This window comes from Mycobacterium dioxanotrophicus, assembly GCF_002157835.1.
GTDB lineage: Bacteria > Actinomycetota > Actinomycetes > Mycobacteriales > Mycobacteriaceae > Mycobacterium > Mycobacterium dioxanotrophicus.
In genome coordinates this window covers 2,980,203-3,005,357 of sequence record NZ_CP020809.1, presented here as the reverse complement: position 1 = coordinate 3,005,357, position 25,155 = coordinate 2,980,203, and the positions used below count along the sequence as shown (strand labels likewise).

The 25,155-nt window shown below is 68.2% G+C and carries 22 protein-coding genes and 1 tRNA gene; 8 read left to right on the top strand and 15 right to left on the bottom strand.

All coding sequences use genetic code 11. The features are described from left to right. Position 1: 1 nt before the first annotated feature. Both BTO20_RS14515 and BTO20_RS14510 read right to left on the bottom strand, forming a co-directional pair. A complete protein-coding gene (locus tag BTO20_RS14515; RefSeq protein ID WP_087076917.1) occupies positions 2-1,093 on the bottom strand; it encodes a hypothetical protein in 1,092 nt (363 codons plus the stop codon). After that, positions 1,090-2,418 (bottom strand): hypothetical protein, encoded by a 1,329-nt coding sequence (locus BTO20_RS14510; RefSeq protein WP_408632172.1) that lies wholly within the window; start codon positions 2,416-2,418, stop codon positions 1,090-1,092. The genes BTO20_RS14515 and BTO20_RS14510 overlap by 4 nt, the downstream gene beginning before the upstream one ends. A 69-nt stretch (positions 2,419-2,487) precedes the next feature. Between BTO20_RS14510 and BTO20_RS14505 the strand changes: the two genes are divergently transcribed. Further along, positions 2,488-2,940, top strand: a complete 453-nt coding sequence (locus BTO20_RS14505) for a hypothetical protein (protein WP_087076916.1) — start codon at positions 2,488-2,490, stop codon at positions 2,938-2,940. Between the two features lie 5 nt (positions 2,941-2,945). Here the strand turns inward: BTO20_RS14505 and BTO20_RS14500 are convergent, their stop codons facing one another. From BTO20_RS14500 to BTO20_RS14490, 3 genes are all read right to left on the bottom strand, one after another. Then, the gene (locus tag BTO20_RS14500; protein ID WP_087076914.1) at positions 2,946-4,166 is read right to left on the bottom strand and encodes a CHAT domain-containing protein; all 1,221 of its coding nucleotides are present in this window, start codon (positions 4,164-4,166) and stop codon (positions 2,946-2,948) included. Further along, the gene (locus BTO20_RS14495; RefSeq protein ID WP_087076912.1) at positions 4,148-5,881 is read right to left on the bottom strand and encodes a tetratricopeptide repeat protein; all 1,734 of its coding nucleotides are present in this window, start codon (positions 5,879-5,881) and stop codon (positions 4,148-4,150) included. The genes BTO20_RS14500 and BTO20_RS14495 overlap by 19 nt, the downstream gene beginning before the upstream one ends. Positions 5,882-5,961: 80 nt before the next feature. Beyond that, positions 5,962-6,426 carry a lipoprotein LpqH gene (locus BTO20_RS14490; protein ID WP_198344516.1) on the bottom strand — a complete coding sequence of 155 codons (465 nt, stop codon included), beginning with the start codon at positions 6,424-6,426 and terminating at the stop codon, positions 5,962-5,964. A 103-nt stretch (positions 6,427-6,529) separates the two neighbouring features. Between BTO20_RS14490 and BTO20_RS14485 the strand changes: the two genes are divergently transcribed. The 3 genes from BTO20_RS14485 to BTO20_RS14475 are packed head-to-tail and all read left to right on the top strand — an operon-like array spanning position 6,530 to position 8,541. Beyond that, positions 6,530-6,808 carry a hypothetical protein gene (locus tag BTO20_RS14485; protein WP_087076910.1) on the top strand — a complete coding sequence of 93 codons (279 nt, stop codon included), beginning with the start codon at positions 6,530-6,532 and terminating at the stop codon, positions 6,806-6,808. Positions 6,809-6,811: 3 nt separating this feature from the next. After that, positions 6,812-7,975 (top strand): winged helix DNA-binding domain-containing protein, encoded by a 1,164-nt coding sequence (locus BTO20_RS14480; protein ID WP_087076908.1) that lies wholly within the window; start codon positions 6,812-6,814, stop codon positions 7,973-7,975. Beyond that, positions 7,975-8,541 (top strand): hypothetical protein, encoded by a 567-nt coding sequence (locus BTO20_RS14475; protein WP_087076906.1) that lies wholly within the window; start codon positions 7,975-7,977, stop codon positions 8,539-8,541. The genes BTO20_RS14480 and BTO20_RS14475 overlap by 1 nt, the downstream gene beginning before the upstream one ends. Before the next feature lie 3 nt (positions 8,542-8,544). Here BTO20_RS14475 and uvrA read toward each other — a convergent pair whose 3' ends face one another. Next, a complete protein-coding gene (gene uvrA, locus BTO20_RS14470) occupies positions 8,545-11,442 on the bottom strand; it encodes an excinuclease ABC subunit UvrA (protein ID WP_087076904.1) in 2,898 nt (965 codons plus the stop codon). Positions 11,443-11,515: 73 nt separating this feature from the next. On the opposite strand from uvrA, the gene BTO20_RS14465 reads away from it, so the two are divergent. Then, the gene (locus BTO20_RS14465; RefSeq protein ID WP_408632171.1) at positions 11,516-12,199 is read left to right on the top strand and encodes an MBL fold metallo-hydrolase; all 684 of its coding nucleotides are present in this window, start codon (positions 11,516-11,518) and stop codon (positions 12,197-12,199) included. 4 nt (positions 12,200-12,203) lie between these two features. On the opposite strand, the gene BTO20_RS14460 is transcribed toward BTO20_RS14465, so the two are convergent. The 5 genes from BTO20_RS14460 to BTO20_RS14440 form a co-directional block, all read right to left on the bottom strand. Next, the gene (locus BTO20_RS14460) at positions 12,204-12,647 is read right to left on the bottom strand and encodes a universal stress protein (protein WP_029368284.1); all 444 of its coding nucleotides are present in this window, start codon (positions 12,645-12,647) and stop codon (positions 12,204-12,206) included. Between the two features lie 291 nt (positions 12,648-12,938). Beyond that, the gene (locus tag BTO20_RS14455; protein ID WP_087076900.1) at positions 12,939-13,793 is read right to left on the bottom strand and encodes an acyl-CoA thioesterase; all 855 of its coding nucleotides are present in this window, start codon (positions 13,791-13,793) and stop codon (positions 12,939-12,941) included. Continuing rightward, complete coding sequence (locus BTO20_RS14450) at positions 13,793-16,366, bottom strand: excinuclease ABC subunit UvrA (RefSeq protein ID WP_232491138.1); 2,574 nt, start codon at positions 16,364-16,366, stop codon at positions 13,793-13,795. The genes BTO20_RS14455 and BTO20_RS14450 overlap by 1 nt, the downstream gene beginning before the upstream one ends. Positions 16,367-16,512: 146 nt before the next feature. Then, positions 16,513-16,583: transfer RNA gene (locus BTO20_RS14445), tRNA-Cys, on the bottom strand. 60 nt (positions 16,584-16,643) lie between these two features. Continuing rightward, entirely contained in the window at positions 16,644-17,411 is a 768-nt protein-coding gene (locus BTO20_RS14440) for a DUF899 domain-containing protein (protein WP_087076896.1), read from the bottom strand. Between the two features lie 88 nt (positions 17,412-17,499). On the opposite strand from BTO20_RS14440, the gene BTO20_RS14435 reads away from it, so the two are divergent. Further along, positions 17,500-18,231, top strand: a complete 732-nt coding sequence (locus BTO20_RS14435) for an MgtC/SapB family protein (protein ID WP_087076894.1) — start codon at positions 17,500-17,502, stop codon at positions 18,229-18,231. A 3-nt stretch (positions 18,232-18,234) separates the two neighbouring features. Here the strand turns inward: BTO20_RS14435 and BTO20_RS14430 are convergent, their stop codons facing one another. From BTO20_RS14430 to uvrB, 3 genes are read right to left on the bottom strand one after another with little or no spacing between them, the layout of a single operon-like run. Next, positions 18,235-19,629: an MFS transporter gene (locus tag BTO20_RS14430; RefSeq protein ID WP_087076892.1), complete on the bottom strand. Its 1,395-nt coding sequence runs from the start codon at positions 19,627-19,629 to the stop codon at positions 18,235-18,237. A gap of 45 nt (positions 19,630-19,674) precedes the next feature. Further along, positions 19,675-20,586: an alpha/beta hydrolase gene (locus tag BTO20_RS14425; protein WP_087076890.1), complete on the bottom strand. Its 912-nt coding sequence runs from the start codon at positions 20,584-20,586 to the stop codon at positions 19,675-19,677. 5 nt (positions 20,587-20,591) lie between these two features. Then, positions 20,592-22,751, bottom strand: a complete 2,160-nt coding sequence (uvrB, locus tag BTO20_RS14420; RefSeq protein ID WP_087082081.1) for an excinuclease ABC subunit UvrB — start codon at positions 22,749-22,751, stop codon at positions 20,592-20,594. Positions 22,752-22,818: 67 nt separating this feature from the next. Between uvrB and BTO20_RS14415 the strand changes: the two genes are divergently transcribed. Continuing rightward, the gene (locus tag BTO20_RS14415; RefSeq protein ID WP_198344515.1) at positions 22,819-23,325 is read left to right on the top strand and encodes a DUF402 domain-containing protein; all 507 of its coding nucleotides are present in this window, start codon (positions 22,819-22,821) and stop codon (positions 23,323-23,325) included. Between the two features lie 11 nt (positions 23,326-23,336). Then, a complete protein-coding gene (locus tag BTO20_RS14410; RefSeq protein ID WP_087076886.1) occupies positions 23,337-23,870 on the top strand; it encodes a hypothetical protein in 534 nt (177 codons plus the stop codon). Here the strand turns inward: BTO20_RS14410 and coaE are convergent. Next, positions 23,867-25,042, bottom strand: coding sequence for a dephospho-CoA kinase (coaE, locus tag BTO20_RS14405; protein ID WP_087076884.1), 1,176 nt, complete (start codon positions 25,040-25,042; stop codon positions 23,867-23,869). The genes BTO20_RS14410 and coaE overlap by 4 nt on opposite strands. Between the last annotated feature and the right edge of the window lie 113 nt (positions 25,043-25,155).

Sequence of the window (25,155 nt, the reverse complement as noted above, 5' to 3'; positions counted from 1 at the left end):
GTCAGTAGTCGGATTCGGCGGCGAGTACCTCGGCGAGGTACGCGTCGGCAGTGACCGCGGCGAGCCGGTTACGGGCGAAGGCCCGCACCCGATCCCGAACATGTTGCGGCTCACCGGCGCCGGTGGCACCGATGGCCACCTCGGCCGGCGACCAGTCCAGGTTCCACGCCTGCGACTCCGGCACCTCGCCGCCGTCCGCGCCGAGCACGGCCAGCGCCGCATACCCGTCGGCGTCGAGCACACCGGTGCCGCGGCAGTCTCCGCAGCGGAGCGACGCGGCAATACCGGCAGGATGGTCAGGACCGCACACCGCCACCTGCACAACGCAATTCACCGATGACCCGGCCGGTACGACAGTCCAGTCGACGGTCTGCTCGGCAGCGTCGAAAATGCCCGGCGGCACCGCCGTCCAGCTGACCGTCGAGACTCCCCCGGCGATCACCGTAGCGTCACGCCGCCCGTCGGCAGTTCCGGCGGCCAGCGCATAGTCGGACCGACGCCGTGTCGGCTCCGCGACGTCCCAGCCCAGGCCGATATCCTCGGCCAGCTCGCGACACCGGTCCACCAGGGCAACCACTCGGGGATCCCCTTGTGCGGAAAGGATGTTCAGAGCAGACACGTGCGGATCCAGCAGGCCCTCGACGTCGGAATCCAGGGTGTCGTCGGTGAAGAAGTCCTCGGCCGCCACGGTCGACACCGCGAGCTCGGCGTCGAGCACCGCCCGATCCAGAGCCGCGATGCCGTCGCGGTCGCTGGCCGGCCACCACCGCCGCAGCCAATGCCCGAAGGCCAACCGCCGCAACGTATCCGTCGAGCCGGGCAGCACCGCAATCCCGGCCAGTTCGATCGTGCGCGCCGGACCGTCAGCGGCGTCGCGCAGTGCTTCGATGATCGCGACGTGGCCGTCTTCACCGACGATGCGCCAAAGCCAGTCGGCGCGAAGCGGATCGGTGAACGTGATGACGGGCGCGTCGGCTGCGGCGTCGACCACCCACGACAGCACGGCCCCACTGACCTCGAGCACCGCCACCAGCGGGGCCGGTTCGGTCAGCCGCCCGGTGCCCCACAAACCGGATTCGATGTCCAGCTTCATCCGGCCACCTGCACTTCCAGCATCGCCTTGATCCGCTGACGATGGTCCAGGCTGACCGAGCGCGCCACCCCTTCCAGCAGGGCGCGGACGTCGTCGACGTCCTCACAGGATTCCTGCCAGACATCCCGGCCGTGCAATCGCGCCCACAGCCGACTCAGGTACGGCCGCGCGAAACCCGCCAGATCCTCGACGACCTGTTGCTGACGGGGATGAATCGCCTCGCTGCCGGCCAGGTAGCGGCGGGCGTGCAGAACGTAGGCCTCCTTGGCGAGCCGGGACTGGATACGCGCCGACAACTCGTAGCGCACCGGCGCCGACGCCGAGAGCGGCTGCAATTCGGTGGCCACCTCGATACCGGTCAGCAGTACCGCCTGCTTGTCTTCGGCGAGCAGACCCCATGGGGCGCAAGCCCGGTCGACCTCTTCGGCACATAGCAACGGGACGTCGGGCAGCTCGTCGCGGTCCAGGGCGCGGCGTAGCGTGGCCCGGACCCGTTCGGCGACAGTGCGGTCCAGCGGGCGGTCCCCGCCGGTCACCCCGTCGACTGTCGGGAGTTGTTGTGGGGAAACAGAACTCAGACCGACCTCGACGATGGACCACGGCAACTCGGCGGGCCGGGTATGTGCCGTGGCGCCGAGATTGTATGGGGTGGCGTCGGCGATCAGGGCCGACCACACCCGCTGCCGGGCCGCCGCCGCGCGATGGCTCTCCGCCGGGCCGAGCACGGTCGCGAGACCCGCGAAGAACGGCCCGGTCATCGCCCCGGTCGGATGCACGTCGCGCCAGCTGCGCTCGAGTTGCCGGGTCAATCGGGCGACCACCTGCGGATCCTCGAGATGCGCGTTGAGGGTTTCGATTCCGGTACGGTCGCGGCCCTGATGGATGTCGCGGAGCACGCTCGCCGCGGTCTGCTGATCCTCGACGCCGGGGGTACCGCGCGTGACCGCCAGCTCGAAACATACCGGGAAGTACAGCTCCTGCGCGTTTCCCGAGGTGATCCGCTGGCGCCGCCGTTCCCCCTTGAGCATCACGAACCACGCCGCCGCGGCCCGCAATTGCGGCGCATGGGCGGCGATGGTGTCGTGCATCTCGGCGGCCACCGCGGGTTGAAGCACCGGAGCCGAGAACTGGGCGTTGCTGCGCAACCGCAGCACGAGTGGGTCGATGATCCGTTTGACCGTCCGGCGCAACGGGCCGCCGTCGTCGCCACTGAGCACCTCGACGCCCGCGCCGATGCTTCGCCAGGCCCGCTCGATCACCGCGCGACGCGGCTGCGCCGAACCCACCACAGTCCGTGCCGCTGTCGCGTCCGACCCGATGCTCACCAGCACCAGGATAGGGCCGGCTGTCGAACTTGGGTTCGGTAGCCGCCGGACGGCCGGACGCTTGTCGGCATGACCGATGCACTGACGCTCACCGCGTTCTCCCTGATCTGCGGCGCCGCAGGCGTCGTGCTCGCCACCGCGCACCGGACCCGACGGGCCTGCTCGGGGGACGATGAAGCCACCGAACGCCTGATGACCATCGAAGAACTGGTTGCCGCGTTCGACGAGATGTTTCTGCGCAAGGGCCTGATCACCGGCGGCCAGCTGGCCCTGATCCGCACGGGCACCCATGCGGTCGGCGTGGTGACGGGTATGCGTGCCACGGGAACGACGCGCGAGGACTTCCGTGAGGTCGAGTTGGATCTCATGGTGAGCAGACCCGGCGGCGGCCAGTTCCCGGCCATCCAGACCGCACTGATCCCGGCGGCGGCGCTGCCGAAGGTCGCGCCGGGCAGCGTGATCGACGCCTACTACCGGCCGGGCGACGAGAGCACCATCGCAGTGTTCGTCTCCCCCGGCTGAGGCACTCACCGGGCGTCTCCGACGGTGAAGCTGGCCAGCGCCGCCCAATGCAGTGGGCTGGCCGCACGGTCGCCGTCGCGCCAGCGCCGCAACTGCGACCGTTGCCAGCGGTTCACCGCGCTACCCGCGACATCCTCCCGGTGGGCCAGGTCGACCGCCGCGACCGTCTCGGCCATCGGATCGAAGACCGGATCTTTTGTGCCACTGTAGAACTGGTGATATCCCGCGGTGGTCGGCAGTGACCACAACGTCGCGGTCACCAGCTCGGCACCACCGAGGATCATCGCCGCCACCAAACCGGTGGCCTCATCGAAGCGGTAGTCGCCACCCGACGCACACGCCAGTAACGCGACCCGCGGAGGAATCACCAGGCCGGCTGACATCACGTCCGCGGCGGTCAGTGGATGTGGCTCCGCGAGATGCAGCGCGGCTCGATCGGCGTAACCGGCATCGCCTTCGGCCGCACTGGCATGCCCGACGTAGAGCAGCCGGGCCGGATCCCGAGCACACGCCTGCGCCAGCCAGTGCCGGTCGGTGTCGGTGCGGCGGAACAACTCGGCGGGCTCGGCGACGGTGGGCAGCACTCGACGCGCGGCGACCAGATCGGCGAAATGGCGTGCCAGCGGTGTTTGTGGGGACGGCCTGCCGAGCACCGAACCCAGCGCCGAACCCGGGCGCTGTCCGGGGATGCGGGGGTCGAGCAGCAGCACCGCCGGACCATTCCGGTGATCGTCCCAGCAGGTCTGCCGTCGCGGCGCGTGCACGATGTTCGGCGGCACCGCCATGAGGACGTCGACGAGCTCGATCAGGCGGAAGCCGTCGGGGCCGGGCATGACGAGCTGCCCCCACGGCACGCGGCCCAACCGGGGACTCGGAGTGACGAACAGGTGCGGCCGCGGCGAGGCAACGCTCTCGGCGAGCAGGTGCCAGCCGTCGGGCCCGATCAACTGCTCACCGAGTGCGGCCGCGAGTTCGTGTTCGGTGTCAGGCGACGCGAAAGCGCCGGTGGCCAAGGCTCGTTCAATGGCGGCGCCGGCAGCCTCACCGGGACGTGCATCGGGCAGCGCGGCGTCCAGCGCATCACACGCGGCCTGCAGCTGCGGTTCCTCGATCACCCACGTGACCGACCGGCGCGGCTCCCCCACCACCCGCAGGCTGACGTAGGTGGCGATGCCGACGTCGGCGAAGCGAAGTACCAGTGTCGCGGTCACGGCCACGTCTGCCATGCGTCGCCTGCGGCGGTGACGTCGCGGCCGTACCGCTCCCGCGCCAGGTCTCGATACCGGCTCATGATCGGAGCGGTCTGCGGGTCCATGCGCAGCGGCGGCAGCGGGCCGAGCCGGGTCAGCCCCGTACCGCCGACGGCAGGCGCGGCGGCCGCGATCGCGAGCTCCGGGGCCAGCTCGGCCTCGACGGGCACCGCGGCGGTCGCGGTACCGGTCCAGTCACTCACCTGCTGCTCGTGCGGTTCAGCGGTGAAAGTACCTCGCGCACTGTGATATTCGACGAGCTCGCAGGTCAGTTCGACATTGTCGGACTCCCACGCCACGGCGAACGCACCGGCCAGCAACGGAGCCGACACACAACTGGCCCACCGCATGCGGGCACCGGCGTCGGGAATGGTGTAGCGCACGGAGTCGACCGCCAGCGCGGCAGGCACCTTCAGATCGGCCGCACGCTGCAGCTTTTCGATCGCCCGGGTGTATTCGGGTGAGCCCGGGGCGCAGTCGACCACAGCCAAGCCCTCGGCGTGCCGGGACTCGACCTGATGCCAATTGCGACCCGGCTGCCCGAAACCGTCGAAACCCATCTCGGCGAGCGCGTCGGCGCGCCAGACGTTTCCGAGGTGGGAGTCCAGCCGGGCGTACTGCAGCCAACTGTGCCGCGGCGCCGAATCCAGCATCTGCCGAGCCTGCGCGACCCGTTCGCGGGCCTCGTCGAAGTCGCCGCGGAAGATCGCGATCCAGCTGCGCTGCAACAGGATCCGGTGAATGTGCAGCGGTTTCTCGATCTCGCGCCAATGCCGTTCGGCGTGTGACCAGCACTCGTCGGCCTCCTGCAGCGCGCCGACGGCCAAGCGGATCAGGCCGAAGTACAGCCAGCTTCGGGACACATCGTGGGCCCGGGCATGCTCGGCGATCACCGGGTATGCCTCGTGCACCAGCCGCTGGGTCTCGGCGATGTCGCCGGCCGACCACGCCGCCGCGGCCCGTTCCAGTTGCGCGCGGGAGGTGGCCAGCCGCCAACCCCGGGCCTCGGCCCGGGCGCCACCGCGGCGCAGCCACGGTTCGGCCTCGGCCAGCCGCCCGGATTCCACACAGAACCGCCCGTAACCCAGTGCGGCCGCGACGAACAGATGGTCGGACTCCTCGGCGTCCCCGTCGAGGTGACCGTCCACGACGTCGAGTACCTCGGCCCACATCGGCTCCGACCGGGCATAGAGGTCGTCGTCGCACAGACCCGTCGCGAGCAGGATGCGGGCGTAACAGATGAGGCGCGCGTGCTCGGCGTCGAGCTCGGCGAATTCCCCACCCGCCGCGATCAGCGCTGCCAGGTGTCGCTCGGCGTCGTCGTGCTCGCCGCGCGCGGCGGCCAGACCCGCGGAGAGAAATTCGGCACGGCGGGTGTAGCGGCAGATCATGTGGTCGACCTCCGCATCCGTCATGGTGACCTTGGCGGCCTCCTCGGGCCTGGCGCCCGCCCGAATCTCCGTGTGGACGGCCAGGCACTCCCGGATGCGCCGGATGCCTTCCACCACACCGTCGTACGCGGTGCGCACCAGATAAATCTCGCCGAGTTGGGCGAACACCTCGAGCGCGTAATCGTCGCGGTCGGCCTGCTCGATCTGCGGCATCAACGACAGCAGCAGCTCCTTGGCGGCGCCCTCTTCGGCGGCCAGGGCCAAGTGACGCGCGCGCTCCAGGTCGCCGATGATCGTCACATCCGCATCATAGGAACGCGGCGGGCGTACCGGGTGGATTGCTCGGCACCTGCGGACACGCCCGCCGCTGTCGGGGTGGGTCAGCTGCAGCTCACCGTGATGGTGAACGGCTTGGTGATCATCCCGGCCATCGGGTTCTTCATGTCGGCGCCCGACGCCTCACCGCTGATCGTGTAGGTGCTGCCGTCCACCTTGACATCGGCCGAGCCGACCTTGACGCCCATGTTGTCGCTGACCGACAGGGCGCTGCCGTCGTACACCAATCCCAGGGACTGCACCTTCGGGGTGGCCTCGTCGGTCATCACGACACCGAGCCCCTGCTGGCCGCCGACGGCGCCGCTGGCCACGGTGATCTTGCCGGCCTGCTTCACGCAGGTCACCGAGTTGAGGTCCAGGCCGGCCAGGTCGGATCCGTCCACCTTGACCGCGGTGTTTCCACCTGTGCTCACCTTGGCACCGGCGGCTGTGGACTTGTCGCTCGAGCAGCCCACCACCACCGCGCCGACAGCGGCCAGTCCCATGGCGCCTGCGATAACCCGGTTGATCGTCTTTGCGGTCATTGCCGTCTTCCCTTCGTCCTTCGCGTCGCCCCCATGGCTCCGTCGTGTCCCAAGTCTTGGCGGGCGGCACCGCTACCGATCCCAAGAAATGTCGGTTGTCGCAGGTAACGTGGGGTGGGTGACAGACGAGCCAGCCTTGCCTTCTGCACCCGAAGAGCCCGGGTACACCGCCGACGGGGTGCCGACGTTCGATTCGGTGCGGGAGAAGATCGAGTCGCGCTACGGCACCGCGATCGGCGCTTCCGAACTGGCCGCCGAGACTCCCGATGGACGCGCGGTCGAGGAGCAGTACGACGCCCGGCAGAAGGCGGCCGCCGAACGCCTGCAACAGATTCGGGAGTCCATGCGCGAACACGGCGATTCCTGACCGGTGCGCACCTTCACGCCGGCCGAGCGGCGGGCGCGGCTGGCCCGACGCCACTTCCTGAGCCGGCCGGGCCCCTCGGTGCCCGCTGTCACCGCCGATTTCGTCGGCCTGCACGCCACTGACCCGGCGACGCCCTACCTGTCACTGTGGGCCCGGCTGTCCGGTTTCACCGTGACCGATCTCGATGCGCAGCTGTATCAGCAGCGCACGGTGGTCAAACACCTCGCGATGCGTCGCACGCTGTGGGTTGTCCGCACCCAGGACCTGCCGGCGGTGCAGGCCGCGGCCAGTGACCGGGTGGCCGACAACGAGCGGCGCCGGCTGATCGCCGATGCCCAGAAGGCCGGCGTGGCCGCCGACGGGTCACGCTGGCTGGACACCGCGTGCGATGCGGTGGTGAGCCACCTGCGTGAGCAGGGACCCACGCCCGCGGCGCAACTGCGCGCTGCGCTACCGGCACTGCACGGCAGTTACGATCCTGCCCCGGACCGGAGTTGGGGCGGGGAAACCCCTTTGGCACCAAGAGTTCTGACAGTCCTGGGGGTACGCGGTGACATCGTCCGAGGGCCCAACGACGGGGCCTGGACCACGTCGAGACCACGTTGGGCGGCGATGTCGGACTGGCTCGGCACCACGGGTGCCGCAGCCGATCCGGAGCTCGCCAGGGCGCAGCTGGTCCGGACCTGGCTGCGCACATTCGGGCCTGCCACCCTCACCGACATCAAGTGGTGGTTCGGCAACACCTTGACCTGGGCCCGCACTGCGCTGCGGGACATCGACGCGGTCGAGGTCGATCTGGACGGCATCGCAGGCTATGCGCTGCCCGACGATCTCGACGTCGAGCCGGAGCCCGAACCGTGGGGCGCGCTGCTGCCCGGGCTCGACGTCACCACGATGGGCTGGTTCGACCGCGACTGGTATCTCGGCGGGCACCGCAGCCAGGTGTTCGACAGCAACGGCAATGCCGGGCCCACCGCATGGTGGAACGGCCGGGTCGTGGGCGGCTGGGGTCAGGGCGCCGACGGCCGGGTCGAGCTGCACCTTCTCGACGAGATCGGCCGCGACGGCACCCGGCAGTTGCAGCGCCGCGCCGACGCCCTGACCGAGTGGCTCGCCGGCGTGCGGATCAAGCCCCGTTTTCCGTCGCCGCTGTCGAAGGCACGTTGATGCGCATCGCGAGCTGGGTGCTGCTGGTCCTGACCGCAAGTGCGGTCCTCGGCCTGCTCTACGGTATGAGCTTTCCGGGTGAACCATCCGATGCGTTCTATATCGCCGCCCTGGCGCTGGTTCCGTTGTTCGTCGTCTGGTGTGTCATCGGTATAGCGCTGCGCCGCAGGGCCGCCCGCCGGGACTGGGTGGCGATGCTGGCCTGCCCGGTCCTGATCGTCGCGGGGATCGCTTTGGCGTGCACGAGCATTCCGCTGCAACTGCATTGGTGGGTGGCGCAGCCATCGTTCGAGGCGGCCCTGACCGCATTCGAGAGCGACGAGACCTTCGGACACCAGCCCCACCACATCGGCGGCTACACCGTCGAGGACATCTCACGCCGCACGGACAACTTCGTCGACTTCTCCCGCCGCGACGACATGAACGGCGCCGACGGGTTCGCCTACAGCGTCGACGGCAGCGCGCCGCAGACCGTGCACCACGCCGCGGGCGACTATGTCATGGCCTCAGTGAAACGCCTTGGCCCGCATTGGTTTGCGTTCCAGAGCTACCACACCATGAACTGACGGTCAGGCGCTGACCTTGCGACGCTTGGGTTTGGCTGCGGGCACGTCGTCGAGCAGTTCGGTCAGGAAGTGGCCCGTGTAGCTGTCCGGGTTGGCAGCCACGTCCTCGGGGGTACCGGATGCCACGACGGTGCCGCCGCCGGCCCCGCCTTCGGGCCCCATGTCGACGATCCAGTCGGAGGTCTTGATGACATCGAGGTTGTGCTCGATGACGATGACCGTATTGCCTTTGTCGACAAGGCCGTTGATCACTTTGAGCAGCTTGCGGATGTCCTCGAAATGCAGACCCGTGGTGGGCTCGTCGAGGATGTAGACCGTGCGCCCGGTGGACCGCTTCTGCAGCTCGGCCGCCAGCTTGACGCGCTGCGCCTCGCCGCCGGAGAGCGTCGGCGCGGGCTGGCCCAGCCGCACGTAGCCCAGGCCGACATCGACCAGCGTCTTGAGGTAGCGGTGGATCGAGGAGATCGGCTCGAAGAACTCGGTGGCCTCCTCGATGGACATGTCGAGCACCTCCGAGATGGTCTTGCCCTTGTAGTGCACCTCGAGGGTTTCCCGGTTGTACCGGGCGCCGTGGCACACCTCGCACGGCACGTACACGTCGGGCAGGAAGTTCATCTCGATCTTGATGGTGCCGTCACCCGAGCAGGCCTCGCAGCGGCCGCCCTTGACGTTGAACGAGAACCGGCCCGGTTGGTAACCACGGACTTTCGCCTCGGTGGTGGCCGCGAACAGCGAGCGGATCTTGTCGAACACCCCGGTGTAGGTCGCCGGGTTGGACCGCGGCGTGCGGCCGATGGGCGACTGGTCGACCCGCACCAGCTTGTCGAGCTGGTCCAGCCCGTTGACCCGGGTGTGCCGGCCCGGCACCTGCCGGGCGCCGTTGAGCTTGTTGGCCATCACCGAGGCCAGGATGTCGTTGACCAGAGTCGACTTGCCGGACCCGGACACGCCCGTCACCGAGGTCAGCACGCCCAGCGGAAAGGCCACGTCGATCTCTTTGAGGTTGTTTTCCCTGGCCCCGACCACGGTGATCTGACGGCGCTTGTCGGTGGGCCGCCGTAGCGCGGGCACCTCGATGCTCTCCCTGCCGGAAAGGTAAGCACCGGTGAGTGATTCGGAGTTACGCAGCAACTCGTCGTAGGTGCCGCTGTGCACGATGCGGCCACCGTGCTCGCCGGCAAACGGCCCGATGTCGACGACCCAGTCGGCATGCGCGATGGTGTCGAGGTCGTGCTCGACGACGATGAGCGTGTTGCCGAGATCGCGCAGGCGCACCAGGGTGTCGATGAGCCTGCGGTTGTCACGCTGATGCAGCCCGATGGACGGCTCGTCGAGGACATAGAGCACACCGACCAGACCCGAGCCGATCTGGGTGGCCAACCGGATGCGTTGTGCCTCACCGCCGGACAGCGTCGCCGCCGCCCGCGACAGCGACAGGTAGTCCAGACCGACATCGAGCAGGAAGCCCAGCCGAGACTGGATCTCCTTGAGCACCTGCCCGGCGATGGCCTGCTCGCGGTGGCCCAGGGTCAGCGCGTTGAGGAAGTCGGCGCAGTCGGCGATGGAGAGCTCGGCGACCTGAGCGATGGACTTGGCACCGTAGTCCCCCGCCGCCAGGGTGACCGCGAGGATCTCCGGCTTGAGCCGCGTGCCGTTGCACTCCGGGCACGGGATGTCGCGCATGAAACCCTCGTAACGTTCCTTCATCTGCTCCGAGTCGGTCTGCTCCATGCGCCTCTGCAGGAAGGCCATGACGCCTTCGAAGTCGGCGTAGTAGGACCGCGTGCGCCCGTACCGGTTCTTGTACCGGACGTGCACCTGGTGATCCGAGCCTTCCAGAATCGCCTTGCGCGCCTTGGCCGGAAGCTTCTTCCACGGCGTGTCGATGTCGAAGCCGAGCTGGTCCCCCAGACCCGACAGCATGCGGGTGAAGTACTCGGCAGACTGCCCCACCGCCCACGGCGCGACGGCACCCTCGGCCAGGGTCAGCTCGGGATCGGGCACCACGAGGTCGGGGTCGACCTCTTTGCGGATGCCCAGGCCCGTGCACTCCGGGCAGGCACCGTACGGCGAGTTGAACGAGAACGACCGGGGTTCCAGATCGTCGACGGCCAGCGGATGCCCGTTGGGACACGCCAGCTTCTCGGAGAACCGCTGCTCGCGGTGCGGATGGTCGTCCTCACGGTCGACGAACTCCAGCACCACGATGCCGTCAGCGAGGTTCAGCGCAGTCTCCACCGAGTCGGTGAGCCGCTGCTTGGCGCTGGCCTTGACCGTCAACCGGTCGACCACCACCTCGATGTCGTGCTTCTCCTGCTTCTTGAGCTTCGGCGGATCGGTCAGCGGATGCACCACACCGTCGACCCGCACGCGGCTGTAACCCTGGGTGTTGAGCTTGTCGAACAGGTCGACGAACTCGCCCTTGCGCGTGCGCACCACCGGGGCGAGCACCTGGAACCGCAGCCCCTCGTCCATGGCCAGCACCTGGTCGACGATCTGCTGCGGGGTCTGCCGGGCGATGCGCTCACCACAGACCGGGCAGTGCGGCGTGCCCGCGCGGGCGTACAGCAGACGCAGATAGTCGTAGACCTCGGTGATGGTGCCGACGGTCGACCGCGGGTTGCGGTTGGTGGACTTCTGGTCGATGGACACCGCGGGCGAGAGGCCCTCGATGAAGTCGACATCGGGCTTGTCCATCTGGCCGAGGAACTGCCTCGCGTACGCCGACAGCGATTCGACGTAGCGACGCTGCCCCTCAGCAAAGATGGTGTCGAACGCCAGCGAGGACTTGCCCGACCCGGACAGTCCCGTGAACACGATCAGCGCGTCACGCGGCAGGTCGAGGTCCACTCCTCGCAGGTTGTGCTCGCGGGCACCCTTCACGATCAGGCGGTCAGCCACGCGCTTCCTTTCAGACGGCATACTTCACGCCCATGCTATGTGCGACCACCGACAAGCCCGATACCGTGATGGGGTGACTCCTCCCAGCATCACCGTCAGCGACACCTACACCGGCCACGTCGAGCCGCACACGGCCGCACGGCGCACCGCGGGCGGGGCGACGATCGTCAAGGCGTCGGTGGGCCCGATGGACAACAACGCCTACCTGGTGACCAGCACGAAGACCGGAGACACCCTGCTCATCGACGCCGCCAACGACGCCGACGCGCTGCTGGAACTCATCAAGGCCAACGCCCCCAAGCTGGATCTGATCGTCACCAGCCACCAGCATTTCGACCATGTGCAGGCACTGTCAGCAGTGGCGAAGGCCACTGGTGCCCCGACCGCCGCGCATCAACTCGACGCCGAAGCCCTGCCGGTGAAGCCCGACCGCATCTTGGCCGACGGGGACACCATCACCATCGGTGACCTCACGCTCGACGTGATCCACCTGCGGGGACACACCCCGGGTTCGGTCGCGCTGGCCCTGAAATCGTCCGACGGCGTGACACACCTGTTCACCGGCGACTGCCTGTTTCCGGGCGGGGTCGGCAAGACATGGCAACCCGGCGATTTCGAAACCCTGCTGGGCGATGTGACCAGCAAGGTCTTCGACGTCTACGACGACAACACGGTCGTCCACCCCGGACACGGCGACGACACCACGCTGGGCGCCGAGCGGCCCAGCCTGTCCGAGTGGCGAGCGCGCGGCTGGTAGGCCGCTAGCTGGTGTGGACGATGAGCACGTCGGTCTTGGACCGGCGTGCCACGTTCGCGGGTACCGAGCCGAGCAGCCGGCCGGCGATGGTGCTCAGGCCCACGTTGCCGACCACGAGCAGGTCTGCCTTGACGTCCTCGGCCAGCTCGACCAGGGCGTCCACCGGGGCGCCGACGACCGGACGCTCCTCGATGTCGGTGGCACCGGCGGCCTTGGCACGCTCGGTCGCCTCACGCAGGATGGCGTAGATGGGGGCATTGCCCGCCATCTGGTAGCCCTCGTCCTTGAGCACGTCGGCGGCGCGCTGATCTTCGCTCTGGGGGAAGTACGCGGTCGCCACGATCAGCTTCGCGTTCGACCCGGCGGCGATCTGACCGGCGCGGTCCACAGCACGCAGCGACGAATCAGATCCGTCCGTACCGACCACCACGGTGCGATAGGCGCTCATCCATACCCTCCCAGTGTCAGTTGCAACGCCATCCGCGACAGTAACCCGGTGCCGACTGGGCACGGGCACGATTCACGACACCCGTACGCACAACCGGCAAAACAACCGGCGTTCTCCGCCCGGTGACGTCTACCGGGACTGATGTTAACCGCAGCGGCCGCCGAATTGACACCAACCGTGACCCACGCTACGCGCGTCGCACCGACGTCGCCAACGCCCGGCAGGCCGCATTTCATGACGCAGCTCACGTTCGGTGACCAAAGTAATTAGCCGCCAAGGGCTTTGACGACGCTAGCGCGCCCGGTCGCGACCGAAGTACAACTCCTGGGTGGCAGTGCAGACGAGTTGGCCCGCGCGGTTGTACATCGTCGCACTGGCGAGCCCGCGCCCGTGAATTCCGCTGGGCGACACCTGATCGGAGAGCACCCAATCGGACAGGTCGGCCGGCCGCTGGAACCAGACGGCGTGATCGATGAGCGCCGAGAACGATCTGAGCTGGGAGGTCCGCCGCATCGTCATCGCCGCTTCCAGCATCGTGGTGCCCGAGACATAGGTGAGCAGGCAGCTGTTGAGGATCGGATCGTCGGACACCGATTCGGCTGGGCGCCACCACATTCGGGTTCGCGCGGGAGGCGAGGGCAGATCCATCGCCAACCTGGGCGGCGCGTCGACGTAGCGCCGCTCGATGGCTTGCGGCAGCACCCAGAATCCGCCGAACTCATCGGCATACGCGCGCAGCTGATCCTCAACGGCGGGCAGCGATTCCGGGTCCGGAACCTCCGGCAAGGACTGCTGATACTCGGCGCTGTCGACAGGTGCGCTGAACGAGGCCAGTGCCTCCAGCAGGATTTCCCCGTCCTGGTGCGCGGTGACCTGCCGCGTCGACAACGCGCCCCCGTCGCGCAGCCGCGAAACCCTCATCTGCACCGGGTGGCGGGCATCGCCGGCCCGCAGGAGATAGACATGCACGCTGTGCGGCAGCCGGCCCGCCGCGGTGCGACTGGCCGCCATCAGCGCTTGCGCCGCGATGTGACCACCGATGATGTGATGGTCGGCATTGTCGATCTGCTCGGCGATGAACATGTCGTCGCCGGATTCGGTGAGGTCCAGAGTCGTGAGGATGTCGGCGAGCTGCGGCAGGGGCATCAGGACGGGCTCGCCGCCAGCTTCAGTGCCTCGGCGAGGTAGGAGGCACTGGCACTGTCGGCGTGGGTCGACGCCTGTGCCGGCGTCCCGGTGGCGACCACACGACCGCCGTCGCCTCCGGCACCCGGCCCGAGGTCGATGACGTAGTCGGCCTGTGCGACGACACGCATGTCGAGTTCGACGACGACCACCGTGTTGCCTGCATCCACCAGCTTCTGCAAGTGCACCATCAGCCGGTCGGTGTCGGCGGGATGCAAACCCGCGGACGGTTCGTCGAGCAGGTAGAGCGCGTCGCCGCGGTGTGCCCGTTGCAGTTCGGTGGCGAGCTTGACACGTTGGGCCTCGCCGCCGGACAGCTCGGTCGCGGGCTGCCCCAGCCGCAGATAGCCCAGCCCGACATCACAGAGCACCGTCAGGGAGCGCAGGATCTCGGCTTCTCCCTCGAAGAAGTCGCGTGCCTGCTCGACACCCATATCGAGGATCTCGGCGATGTTGCGATCACGCCAGGTGATCTCCAAAGTGCTTGCCTTGTAGCGCGTTCCGTCGCAGTCCGAGCAGGGGGTGTAGACGCTGGGAAGGAACAGCAACTCGACCATCACCCACCCCTCACCCTCACAGGTCGGGCACCGCCCCGACGCGACGTTGAAGGAGAACCGCCCGGCCTTGTAACCGCGGCTGCGCGATTCCGGTGTCTCGGCGAAGCGGCGGCGGATGTGGTCGAACATGCCGGTGTAGGTGGCGACGTTGGACCGCGGTGTGCGGCCGATGGGCTTTTGGTCGATGCTCACCACGCGCCGCAAGCCGCCGATGTCGCCGACGATCTTGCCGTCGACCGGCGCGGAATCGCCTGCCAGCAGCAGATCGTCGTCGTCGGACGTTTCGTCGGTCGCACCCGTCACGGGGGCGCCCAGGTACTCGGCGACCAGCGTCGGCAGCGCCTGACTCACCAGGCTCGATTTTCCGGCGCCGGATATTCCGGTGACGGCGGTCAGACATTTCAGCGGGAACGACACCGCCACGTCGTGAAGGTTGTTGCGGCTCACATGTTCCAGCCGCAGCCAGCCGCCAGGCTCGCGCGGGGTGCGCGCCACCGGCTTGGTCAAACCGAAAAGGTAACGGCGCGTGGAGGATTCATCTACCTGCCGCAGACCTTCCGGCGGGCCGCTGTAGAGGATCTGGCCGCCGCGCTCGCCTGCGCCGGGTCCGATGTCGACCAACCAGTCCGCGGCGCCGATGATGTCGAGCGAATGCTCGACGAGGAAGACGCTGTTACCGCGTCGCTTCAGCCCCTGCAAGATCCCCAGCAGCGCGTCCCGGTCGCGCGGGTGCAGCCCGGCCGATGGTTCGTCGAGCACGTACACCACGCCGAACAGCTGGGACGACAGCTGCGTGGCCAGGCGCAGCCGCTGCAGTTCCCCCGACGACAACGTCGGGGTGCTGCGGTCCAGCGACAGGTAGCCCAGCCCCAGATCCATGATCGGGTGCAGCCGCTCCAGCAACTCGGCCGCCAAACGTCCAGCGGCGGCACGCTTTTCGACGGCGAGATCGGAATCCGCGTGATGCGTCGGTGTGCCGGCCGCCACGGGTTCCAACAGCTCGGCGAGCCGATTCAGGGTCAGGCCGGACAGCTCCGCGATGTCGAATCCCTCGAACGTGACCGACAACGCCTCGGGCTTGATCAGCTTGCCGTCACACGTCGAACAGACCGCGCCACGGACGAACTGGGAAACGCGCTTCTTCATCTGCGCGCTCTTGGTGTTGGCGAAGGTGTCCAGGACGTAGCGCCGGGCGCCGGTGAAGGTGCCCTGGTAGCTGGGCTCCATCTCCATGGCCACAGCCCGCCGCGTCTGCGCCGGGGTGAACCCCGCGTACACCGGCACGGTCGGCCGTTCGTCGGTGTAGAGGATCCAGTCCCGATCCTTCTTCGGCAGGTCTTTCCACGGCGTGTCGACGTCGTAACCCAGGGACACCAGGATGTCGCGCAGGTTCTGCCCGTGCCATGCCGCAGGCCACGCCGCGATGGCCCGGTCGCGGATGGTCAGCGACGGATCGGGCACCATGAGTTCCTCGGGCACCTCGTACACCCGGCCGATGCCGTGACAAGTCGGGCACGCACCCGGCACGGTGTTCGGCGAGAAATCCTCCGCGAACAGCATGGGCTGGTCGGCCGGATAGTGCCCGGCACGCGAGTAGAGCATGCGGACCAGGCTCGACAGCGTCGTCACGCTGCCCACCGACGACCGCGCGCTGCCCGCCCCTCGGTTTTGCTGCAGGGCCACCGCGGGCGGCATGCCCTCGATGGAGTCGACGTCGGGAACACCCACCTGGTCGATCAGACGACGTGCGTACGGAGCCACCGATTCCAGATAGCGGCGCTGCGACTCGGCGAACAACGTGCCGAATGCCAGTGATGACTTACCCGACCCGGACACACCGGTGAACACCACCAGGGCGTCCCGCGGAACGTCGACATCGACGTTCTTGAGGTTGTGCTCGCGGGCGCCGCGCACCCGGACATCGGCCGGTATGTCCGCCGACCGCTCATCCCACGGCCGCTCCAACGATCTCGTCACACCACGCGACCCTAGCCGTGACTCGAAAGGGTAGTAGAACCCGTACCGAGACCCACCCCGGTTGGGCGACGAGAGTCGACATCAGGGTGGTCGGGCGGCACCTCGATGATCGTCGAGATACCGCCCGACCTCCCCTGACGCATGCGAGCGAGTGACGGGATTCGAACCCGCGTTAACGGCTTTGCAGGCCGGTGCCTAGCCACTCAGCCACACCCGCACTGCCCATCACAGTGCCAGCCGCAGCCCCGCCCGCCCACCGTTTCGATCTTGATGATCGCTAACCCTCGTCCGCCCCTACCGGCCTGCCCACCGCCGGGCCGCCCTGGGGCCACCCGGCGGGCGAGTCCTCCCACGGTTCCTGGCGGCCGTACGGCGTCAGATCCAGGAACGGATAGCCCACCGCGGAATGATCCAGACCGCGCGCATACGCCGAGTACGTGTGGAACACGTCGTCGCCGCGGCGCAGGAAAACGCTGGCACCGGGCCAGTCGCCGCGCAGGTCGGCATCTGAGAAGCCGTCGGCGTGCAACTCGTCGAGCGACTTGTAGTTGTACTCGATCGGGGCGCGCGACGGGTCGAGCGTCACGTGATAGTCGTAGGTGAAATCGCCGTCGCGCGACGAGTACCACGGGAACGTCCAGCCGTGCTGATCGCGGTAGGCGGCGATGCTCGCATACGGTGCCCGCGACACACATGCGAACGTGACATCCTTGCCGTGCAACAGCTTTCGGTCCTCATCGGTGAACGTCAGATCCGCCGCGGCGGTGCAACTCGGGCAGCCGGCGTCGACCGCGTCGATCCACATGAAGTGGTGAATATAGAGCTGGCTGCGCCCCTCGAACATGTCCAGCAGGGTTACCTCGCCGTCGGGACCCTCGAACACGTAGTTCTCGGTGACCGGCACCATCGGCAGCCGCCGGCGCTCGGCGTTGACGGCATCGCGCAGATGGGTCACCTCGCGTTCGCGGGCCAGCAGCTTTGTGCGCGCCTGGAGCCACTCCTGCCGGGTGGCGACGTCAGGATAGGCAACGGGTTGTGCAGACATGAATGTGCTCCTCGTCAGTTGTCGGCCTATGTGAAAACAGACCTCAGCTGCCGCCAAAAGTCATCGTGCGCGCGCTAACTTGATCGACATGGATCTCTGGCTGGCCGACCCGGCGTTCTTCGGCGGCGCGGGGCAAGGTTCGCGTCAGATCGCCGAACTGTTCGTCGCGTTCGGGCTGACGGCGTTGATCGGGTTGGAACGCGAAGTCCAGGGCAAAGCCGCCGGGCTGCGCACCCAAACCATTGTCGGTACTGCGGCCGCGCTGATCCTGCTGGTCAGCAAGTACGGCTTCAGCGACGTGCTGTCGACGGGTCTGGTCGAGGTCGACCCATCACGGGTGGCGGCCCAGATCGTCTCCGGCATAGGCTTTCTCGGTGCCGGCATCATCATCGTCCGACGCGGCTCGGTACACGGCCTGACCACCGCCGCCGCGGTATGGGAGTCCGCGGCGATCGGAATGGCCGCAGGCGCCGGGCTTTTCCTGCTTGCCTGCACGGTGACGGCGATGCACTTCCTGATCGTGCTGGGCTTCATGCCCGTGGTCAGACGGCTCACGGCGCGCCTGGGCGGGTCGATCCGCATGCATGTCACCTATGCCGACGGGCGCGGTGTGATGCACGAACTGCTCCAGGCCTGCGAGCGCAGGCAATGGCAGCTGACGGATCTGGCCGCCGACGCCCCGCAGGGTCCGCCCGGCGGGGCCGGTCAGTGCGGGGTGATGCTGACGCTGTCGGGCAGCGGGATCCTCGCAGCACCGACCGTGCTGGCCGGTATCGACGGCGTGACCGCCGTCCACCAGTTCGACACCGACGCGGAGTAGGCGTCAGCGGCGCCCGGCGCGCACCGACGCCACCGCGCCCACGGCGGCCACGGCCGCGAGACTGATGAAGAGGCACCTCGCGGCGAACACGTCGCTGCCGTCGGCCAGGTTGACCACGACACCGGTGAGCCCGGCACCGAACGCCCCACAGATCAGCTGCACGGTGTTGATGGCCGCCGCTGCGGCCGGCCCTTCCGCCGGGTCGTCCACACTGCTCATCGCCCAAGCCGACAAATGTGGCCAGGCACTGCCGATGCCGATGCCGGCGAGCAGCAGTGCCGCGGCCCACCCTGCCACCAGGGCTGGTGCCATTCCGCTGCGGACCAGCGCGGCGGCCGACGCCAGGCCCACCGCCACCACGATCGGTGCCAACGCGACCGTCCGCACCAACACCCGCTCGTTGCGGACGGACGCGCTGACGAGCTCGCCGACGGTCCAGCCGACCGAGAGCACCGCCCCGAAAAAGCCCGCCACAACCGGCGTGAGGTGAGCCAGCCGTTGGGCGAACAACGGCACATAGGTGTCGACCATCGTGGCGGCCATCAGCACACCCAGGGTCAGGTAGATCCATTTGAGCGGGCCGGGACCGAAAGCGCTGGGCGGCAACACACTCGAGGCGACGCGCCGATCGACCACCAGGAAGCAGCCGACCAGGGCGAGACCGACCATCAGCATCGCCACGGTGGCCCGCGGGTCGTGCGGGACACCGGCCACGCTGACCGCCATCGCCGCCGCACCCAGCAGCACCAGCGACCACACCGGGATCCCCGGCACCGGCGGTCGCGATTCGGCCCGGTCCCTGCCAGGAAGTGCGAACGGCACCAGCACCGCCATCGCCGCGGTCAGCGCTGCGAGCACCCCGAACGCCCACCGCCACAGGCCCCACTGCGCGAACAATCCACCGGCAGCCGGGCCGATCACCGTGCCCACTCCCCACATCGCCGAAACCAGCGCGGAAGCCTTGGTCCACAAGCTCTTCGGCAGGGCGGTGTTGATGACGGCGTAGCCCAGCCCGGCCAGCAACCCGCCTGCGAAACCCTGCACCGTGCGGCTCGCGAGCAGCAGCGGCATGCTGGGCGCCAGGGCACATCCCAGGCTTCCTGCGCAGAACACCGCGAGGCCGAGCAGATACGCCCGACGCGGGCCCATCCGCATCAGCACCGAGTGCACCGTCGTCGCCGCGACCACCGACGCCACCAGGTACACCGTGGTCACCCACGCGTACAAGCGATGGCCACCGATGTCGGTGACGGCGCTGGGCAGCAAACTGATGGTGATGAATTCGTTGGTGGCGTACAGCAGGACGCCACCGGCCAGCACGGTCGAAGCACCGAGGTGTCTGGCCCCCAGTAGCTGCCGCCAGGTGCCCTCGGCTTCGGCCGTCACGGTCTCGGTCACGGCAGTGACGTTAGGAGCTCAACCGCCATTGAGGTCAAGGTCGGCTCATTTCCGTGCCGCGGTCACCCGGGTGACGTGTCCGGCGATCACGTCGTACACCTGCCGGGTGACGTCGCCCGCGTTGCTCATGATGTTGTAGCCGTGGTCGACACCGCGTACTTCGTGATACTCGGCCAGGGCTCCGACGGCATCCAACTTCTGGGCGTAACGCCAGGCCTCGGCCATCAGCCGGTCGTACTCGGCGGTGATCACGAGTGCGGGCGCGATGCCGTCGATGCCGTCGGCGTTGTCCCCGCAGGCCGGTGAGGCGAGCCGATCGGCACGTCGCACCGGATCGGGGATGTACGCGGTGTCGAACACCTCGCCCATCCACGGCCGCAGCACGGCCTTGGCGCCCAGCGGCGAGCTCTTGTCCCGGGTCGCGGTCACCAGATCCAGCGGCGGATAGTGCAGCACCTGCAGCGCGATGTCGGGGCCGCCGCGTTCCAGGGCCAGCCGCGCCGCTGCCGCGGACAGGCTGCCTCCGGCGCTCTGCCCGCCGACGCAGAGCCGGGTGCCGTCCCAGTCCCGCTCGGCGGCCGACGCCCAGACGAGGACGTCGTAGATCTGCTCGACGGGCGCCGGAAACCGGTGTCGCGGGGCGAGCACGTAATCGGTATTGACGACAACGACGTTCGCGTGTGCGGCGAGGTAGCGGCACCACGGATCGTCCTGGTCACGGTGTCCCACGACGAAGCCGCCACCGTGCACGTTGACGTACACCGCGGGCGCTGCGCCACCGGCTTCCGGCCGGTAGATGGTCGCGGCGGTATCTCCGTACCGGGTGGGAATCACCACCGACGTTGTGTCGCCCGGGATTTCGGGGAAGCGGACGCCGGGTTTCGGCGCCGGGTTGACGGTGGACGAGAACAGACGCGCGAGAGCGTCGGCCACCACGGGCCTGGACAGGATGGACACGGGGCCTATTTAAGACCCGCTGCGTCCATACCCCGCAACTCCTTTTTCAGGTCCGCGACCTCGTCGCGGATGCGGGCGGCCAGTTCGAACTGCAGGTCGCGCGCCGCCGTCATCATCTGCTCGGTCAGATCCTTGATGAGATCCGCCAATTCGGCTCGCGGCATGTTCGAGGTGTCACGACCCTCGACGATGCCGGCACTGACCGCGCGGCCCGGCGCGCCTTGCGCGCGGCGCCCGCGCGACGCGTTGCGCCCGGATCCGCCGACCTCGACCGCCTCGGTGTCGTCGGCCTCGCGGTAGACCTGGTCGAGGATGTCGGCGATCTTCTTGCGCAACGGCTTTGGATCGATGCCGTTGGCTTCGTTGTAGGCGATCTGCTTGGCCCGGCGCCGCTCGGTCTCGTCGATGGCCTCACGCATCGAGTCGGTGATCTTGTCGGCGTACATGTGCACCTCGCCGGACACGTTGCGCGCCGCGCGACCGATGGTCTGGATCAGGCTGCGGGTCGACCGCAGGAACCCCTCCTTGTCGGCGTCGAGAATCGACACCAGCGACACCTCGGGAAGGTCGAGACCCTCGCGGAGCAGGTTGATGCCGACCAACACGTCGTACTCCCCCAACCGCAGTTGCCGCAGCAGTTCGACCCGGCGCAGGGTGTCGACCTCGGAGTGCAGGTAGCGCACCCGGATACCGAGTTCCAGCAGGTAGTCGGTGAGGTCCTCGGCCATCTTCTTGGTCAGGGTGGTCACCAGCACGCGCTCGTCGCGTTCGGTGCGGACGCGGATCTCGCCGATCAGGTCGTCGATCTGCCCCTTCGTGGGCTTGACGATCACCTGGGGATCCACCAACCCGGTCGGACGGATGACCTGTTCGACGAACTCGCCGCCGGCCTGGCCGATCTCGTACGGGCCGGGGGTGGCCGACAGGTAGACGGTCTGACCGATCCGGCCGGCGAACTCCTCCCACGTCAACGGCCGGTTGTCGACCGCGGACGGGAGCCGGAAGCCGAAGTCCACCAGGTTGCGCTTGCGGGACATGTCACCCTCGTACATGCCGCCGATCTGCGGGACGGTCACGTGTGACTCGTCGATGACCAGCAGGAAATCCTCGGGGAAGTAGTCGAGCAGGCAGGCCGGAGCCGAACCTGCCGGACGCCCGTCGATGTGGCGCGAGTAGTTCTCGATACCCGAGCAGAAGCCGACCTGCTTCATCATCTCGACGTCGTAGTTGGTGCGCATCCGCAGCCGCTGCGCCTCCAGCAGTTTGCCCTGACGCTCCAGTTCGGACAGCCGCTCCTCCAGCTCCTCCTCGATGGTCGCGATGGCACGAGACATGCGCTCGGGCCCGGCGACGTAGTGGGTGGCCGGGAAGATCCGCAGCGAATCGACCTGGCGGACGATGTCGCCGGTCAGCGGGTGCAGGTAGTACAGCGCCTCGATCTCGTCGCAGAAGAACTCGATACGGACCGCCAGCTCTTCGTACGACGGGATGATCTCGACGGTGTCGCCGCGCACCCGGAACGTCCCCCGGGTGAACGCCATGTCGTTGCGGTTGTACTGGACATCCACCAGCAGTCGCAGCAGGCCGTCGCGGGGCACCTCGTCGCCCACGGACAGCTCCACCGAGCGGTCCAGGTAGGACTGCGGGGTACCGAGGCCGTAGATGCAGGACACCGAGGCGACCACAACGACGTCGCGCCGCGAGAGCAGGCTGGACGTCGCCGAGTGCCGCAGCCGCTCGACATCGTCGTTGATCGAGCTGTCCTTCTCGATGTACGTGTCAGTCTGGGCGATGTACGCCTCGGGTTGGTAGTAGTCGTAGTACGAGACGAAGTACTCGACCGCGTTGTGCGGCAGCATCTCCCGAAGCTCGTTGGCGAGCTGCGCGGCGAGTGTCTTGTTCGGCGCCATCACCAGCGTGGGCCGCTGCAACCGCTCGATGAGCCACGCCGTGGTGGCCGACTTACCCGTACCGGTGGCACCGAGCAGCACCACGTCGCGTTCGCCGGCTTCGATGCGGCGTTGCAGCTCATCGATGGCGGCGGGCTGGTCGCCGGCCGGCTCGTACTCGCTGACCACCTCGAACCGGCCGCCGGTGCGGACCACTTCGTCGACAGCGCGATACTCCGAGTACGCAAGCACGGGATGTTCGGTCGCGAAGGCCATGTTCACCAGGGTAGAACTGACCTCCGACAACTTCCTGGGGTGTTCACTGCCCGCGTAGGCTGACCCCATTCATCCGCCCAAGCACGAGACATTCGACCTGGTCGCCCGCACGAACACCGACCCGAAAGGGATCGTGCGGGCAGTCGACGTGTACACCGTCGAGCCCTGGGGCCTGTACCTCGCGCGCCCTACCCCGGGCCGCGCGCAGTTCCACTACCTGCAGTCATGGCTGCTGCCTGCGCTGGGGCTGCGGGCGACCATCTTCCACTTCAACCCGGGCCATGAGCGCGACCAGGACTTCTACCTGGACGTCGGCCGGTTCACCGCGGGCGACGCCAGGTGGTATTCGGAGGACCACTACCTCGACCTGGTCGTGCGCACGGGGATCGGCGTCGAGCTGGACGACGTGGGCGAACTGATGACGGCGGTGCGCCACGGCCTGCTCAGCCCGGAGACCGCCGAGCAGGCCATCGAGACCGCCGCGGGTGCCATCGACGGCCTGGCCCGCAACGGCTACGACCTCGACCGCTGGCTTGCCGGCAACGGCATGGCCCTGACGTGGCCGACCTTGTAAGGTCGGCAATCATGAGCCCAACTAAGTACGCCGGGGTGACGGCTGCCGCACTGGCAGGACTGCTCTTCGGCGCGCTGTTGATTCCCGCCGCTGCGGGAGCAGACCCCGACGCCCCACCCCAGCCCAGCGCGGTGCCGCAGCCGGACCAGCAACTGCACAACGCCACGTACCGGGCCAGGATCGACGGGGTGTCGCGCAACGCGATGGTCTCCTACAAGATCGACGACAACAACATCAACAGCGCCAACCCGACGATGCTGCCGGGCCGGGTCTTCGAAGCCACCGGCGTGGTGTCCAATCCCCAGCTCGCCGGCATGACGGTGTCGATCGACTGGCCGTATTCGGCGAACCTACACTGCGAGATCCTGGTGGACGACCAGATCGTCGCCCAGGCCGACACCTGGATCGCGCCGCGGCTGACGCGTCCGCACGACGACCCGACCTACGGCAGCCTGGCGTGCGGCGCTCCGTTGTCTCCCGGCACCGGGCCCGTCGACGCCGCGGTACCACCGCAGGCTCCTGTCGAGCCGCCGGCCGCCGGTTAGGGCTGCCAGCCGGTGGTGTCGGCCCAGAGCCAGGCCCGCTGGTAGGCATCCATGAACCACGGTTCCTTGGCCTCGGCATAGTCCGGCGCGCCCATCGCGGCCCGCTTGATCTCGAGGTATTCCGGCTGCACGCCGGGGTTGGCCGCCAGCCAGTCCCGGAACAGCAACGCGAATCGCTGGTTGTGCCAACCCTCGACCCGCACATGCACGTTCGTGGGTCGGCCCGGATCTGCCGAGGCATGAAAACGCTTGTGCCACATGGTCGGATCTTCAGAATGCGGCCTGGAATGCAGGTTGTCGTGCGTGATCGACTCGATCCGCGGATAGCCTGCGGCCAGTAACGGCTCCGCGAGTTCGTCGGCGACCTCGATGGCACTCACCGTGATCTGGATGTCGATGACATCCTTGGCATCCATCCCCGGCACCGCCGTCAAGCCGATGTGATCGATGCGGAGCGCGCGGTGCCCGCAGGCCGTGTTGAGCCGGGCGATGATGCGGCGCGCCTGATCGGGCCATGTCGGGTCGTAGGGCACCACCTTGGGCACCACGTGCGCGGGCTTGCGCTCCTGCAGATTGTGTGCGAACGGCAGGATCCGCTCGTGCCAGAGGCCGCGGGCCTGCTCGACGAGCGCGCCTGCGGACCCGGAGTTGTCCAGCCAGACGTCGGCCACCGCCCGGCGCTGTTCCTCGGTGGCCTGCGCCGCGACGCGGGCCCGGGCATCCTGCTCGCTGAAGCCGCGGTATTCGGTGAGCCGCTCGACCCGCGTCTCGACGTCGGCGTTGACGATCACCACCAGCGGGAACATCGGCGCCATCTGGGACTCCACCAGCAGCGGGATGTCCTCGACGATCACGGCATCCTCCGCCGCTGCGGCGATCAACTCCGAGCGCCGGTGCGCCACCAGCGGGTGCACGATGCCGTTCAACGTCGCGCGCTTCTCGTCGTCGCTGAAGGCCACCGCCGCCAGCGCAGGCCGGTTGAGCGCGCCGTCCGGCAACAGGATGCCGTCCCCGAACGCCTCGACCAGTGCCGCCAGCCCCTGGGTGCCGGGTTCGACCACCTCCCGCGCGATGACATCCCCGTCGACGACGATGCCGCCGAGGTCTGCGAATGTGGCCGACACCGTTGACTTTCCGGCGCCGATTCCGCCGGTCAACCCGATACGAAGCACTGGGACACCATATCCCGTCGCCGAATGTGAAGTAGGTGGCGACTTTTCGCGGAAATGCCGCGATCTTCTTCACGTTCGCCGGCACCGACAACAAATGCCCCGGCCAGCGGCCG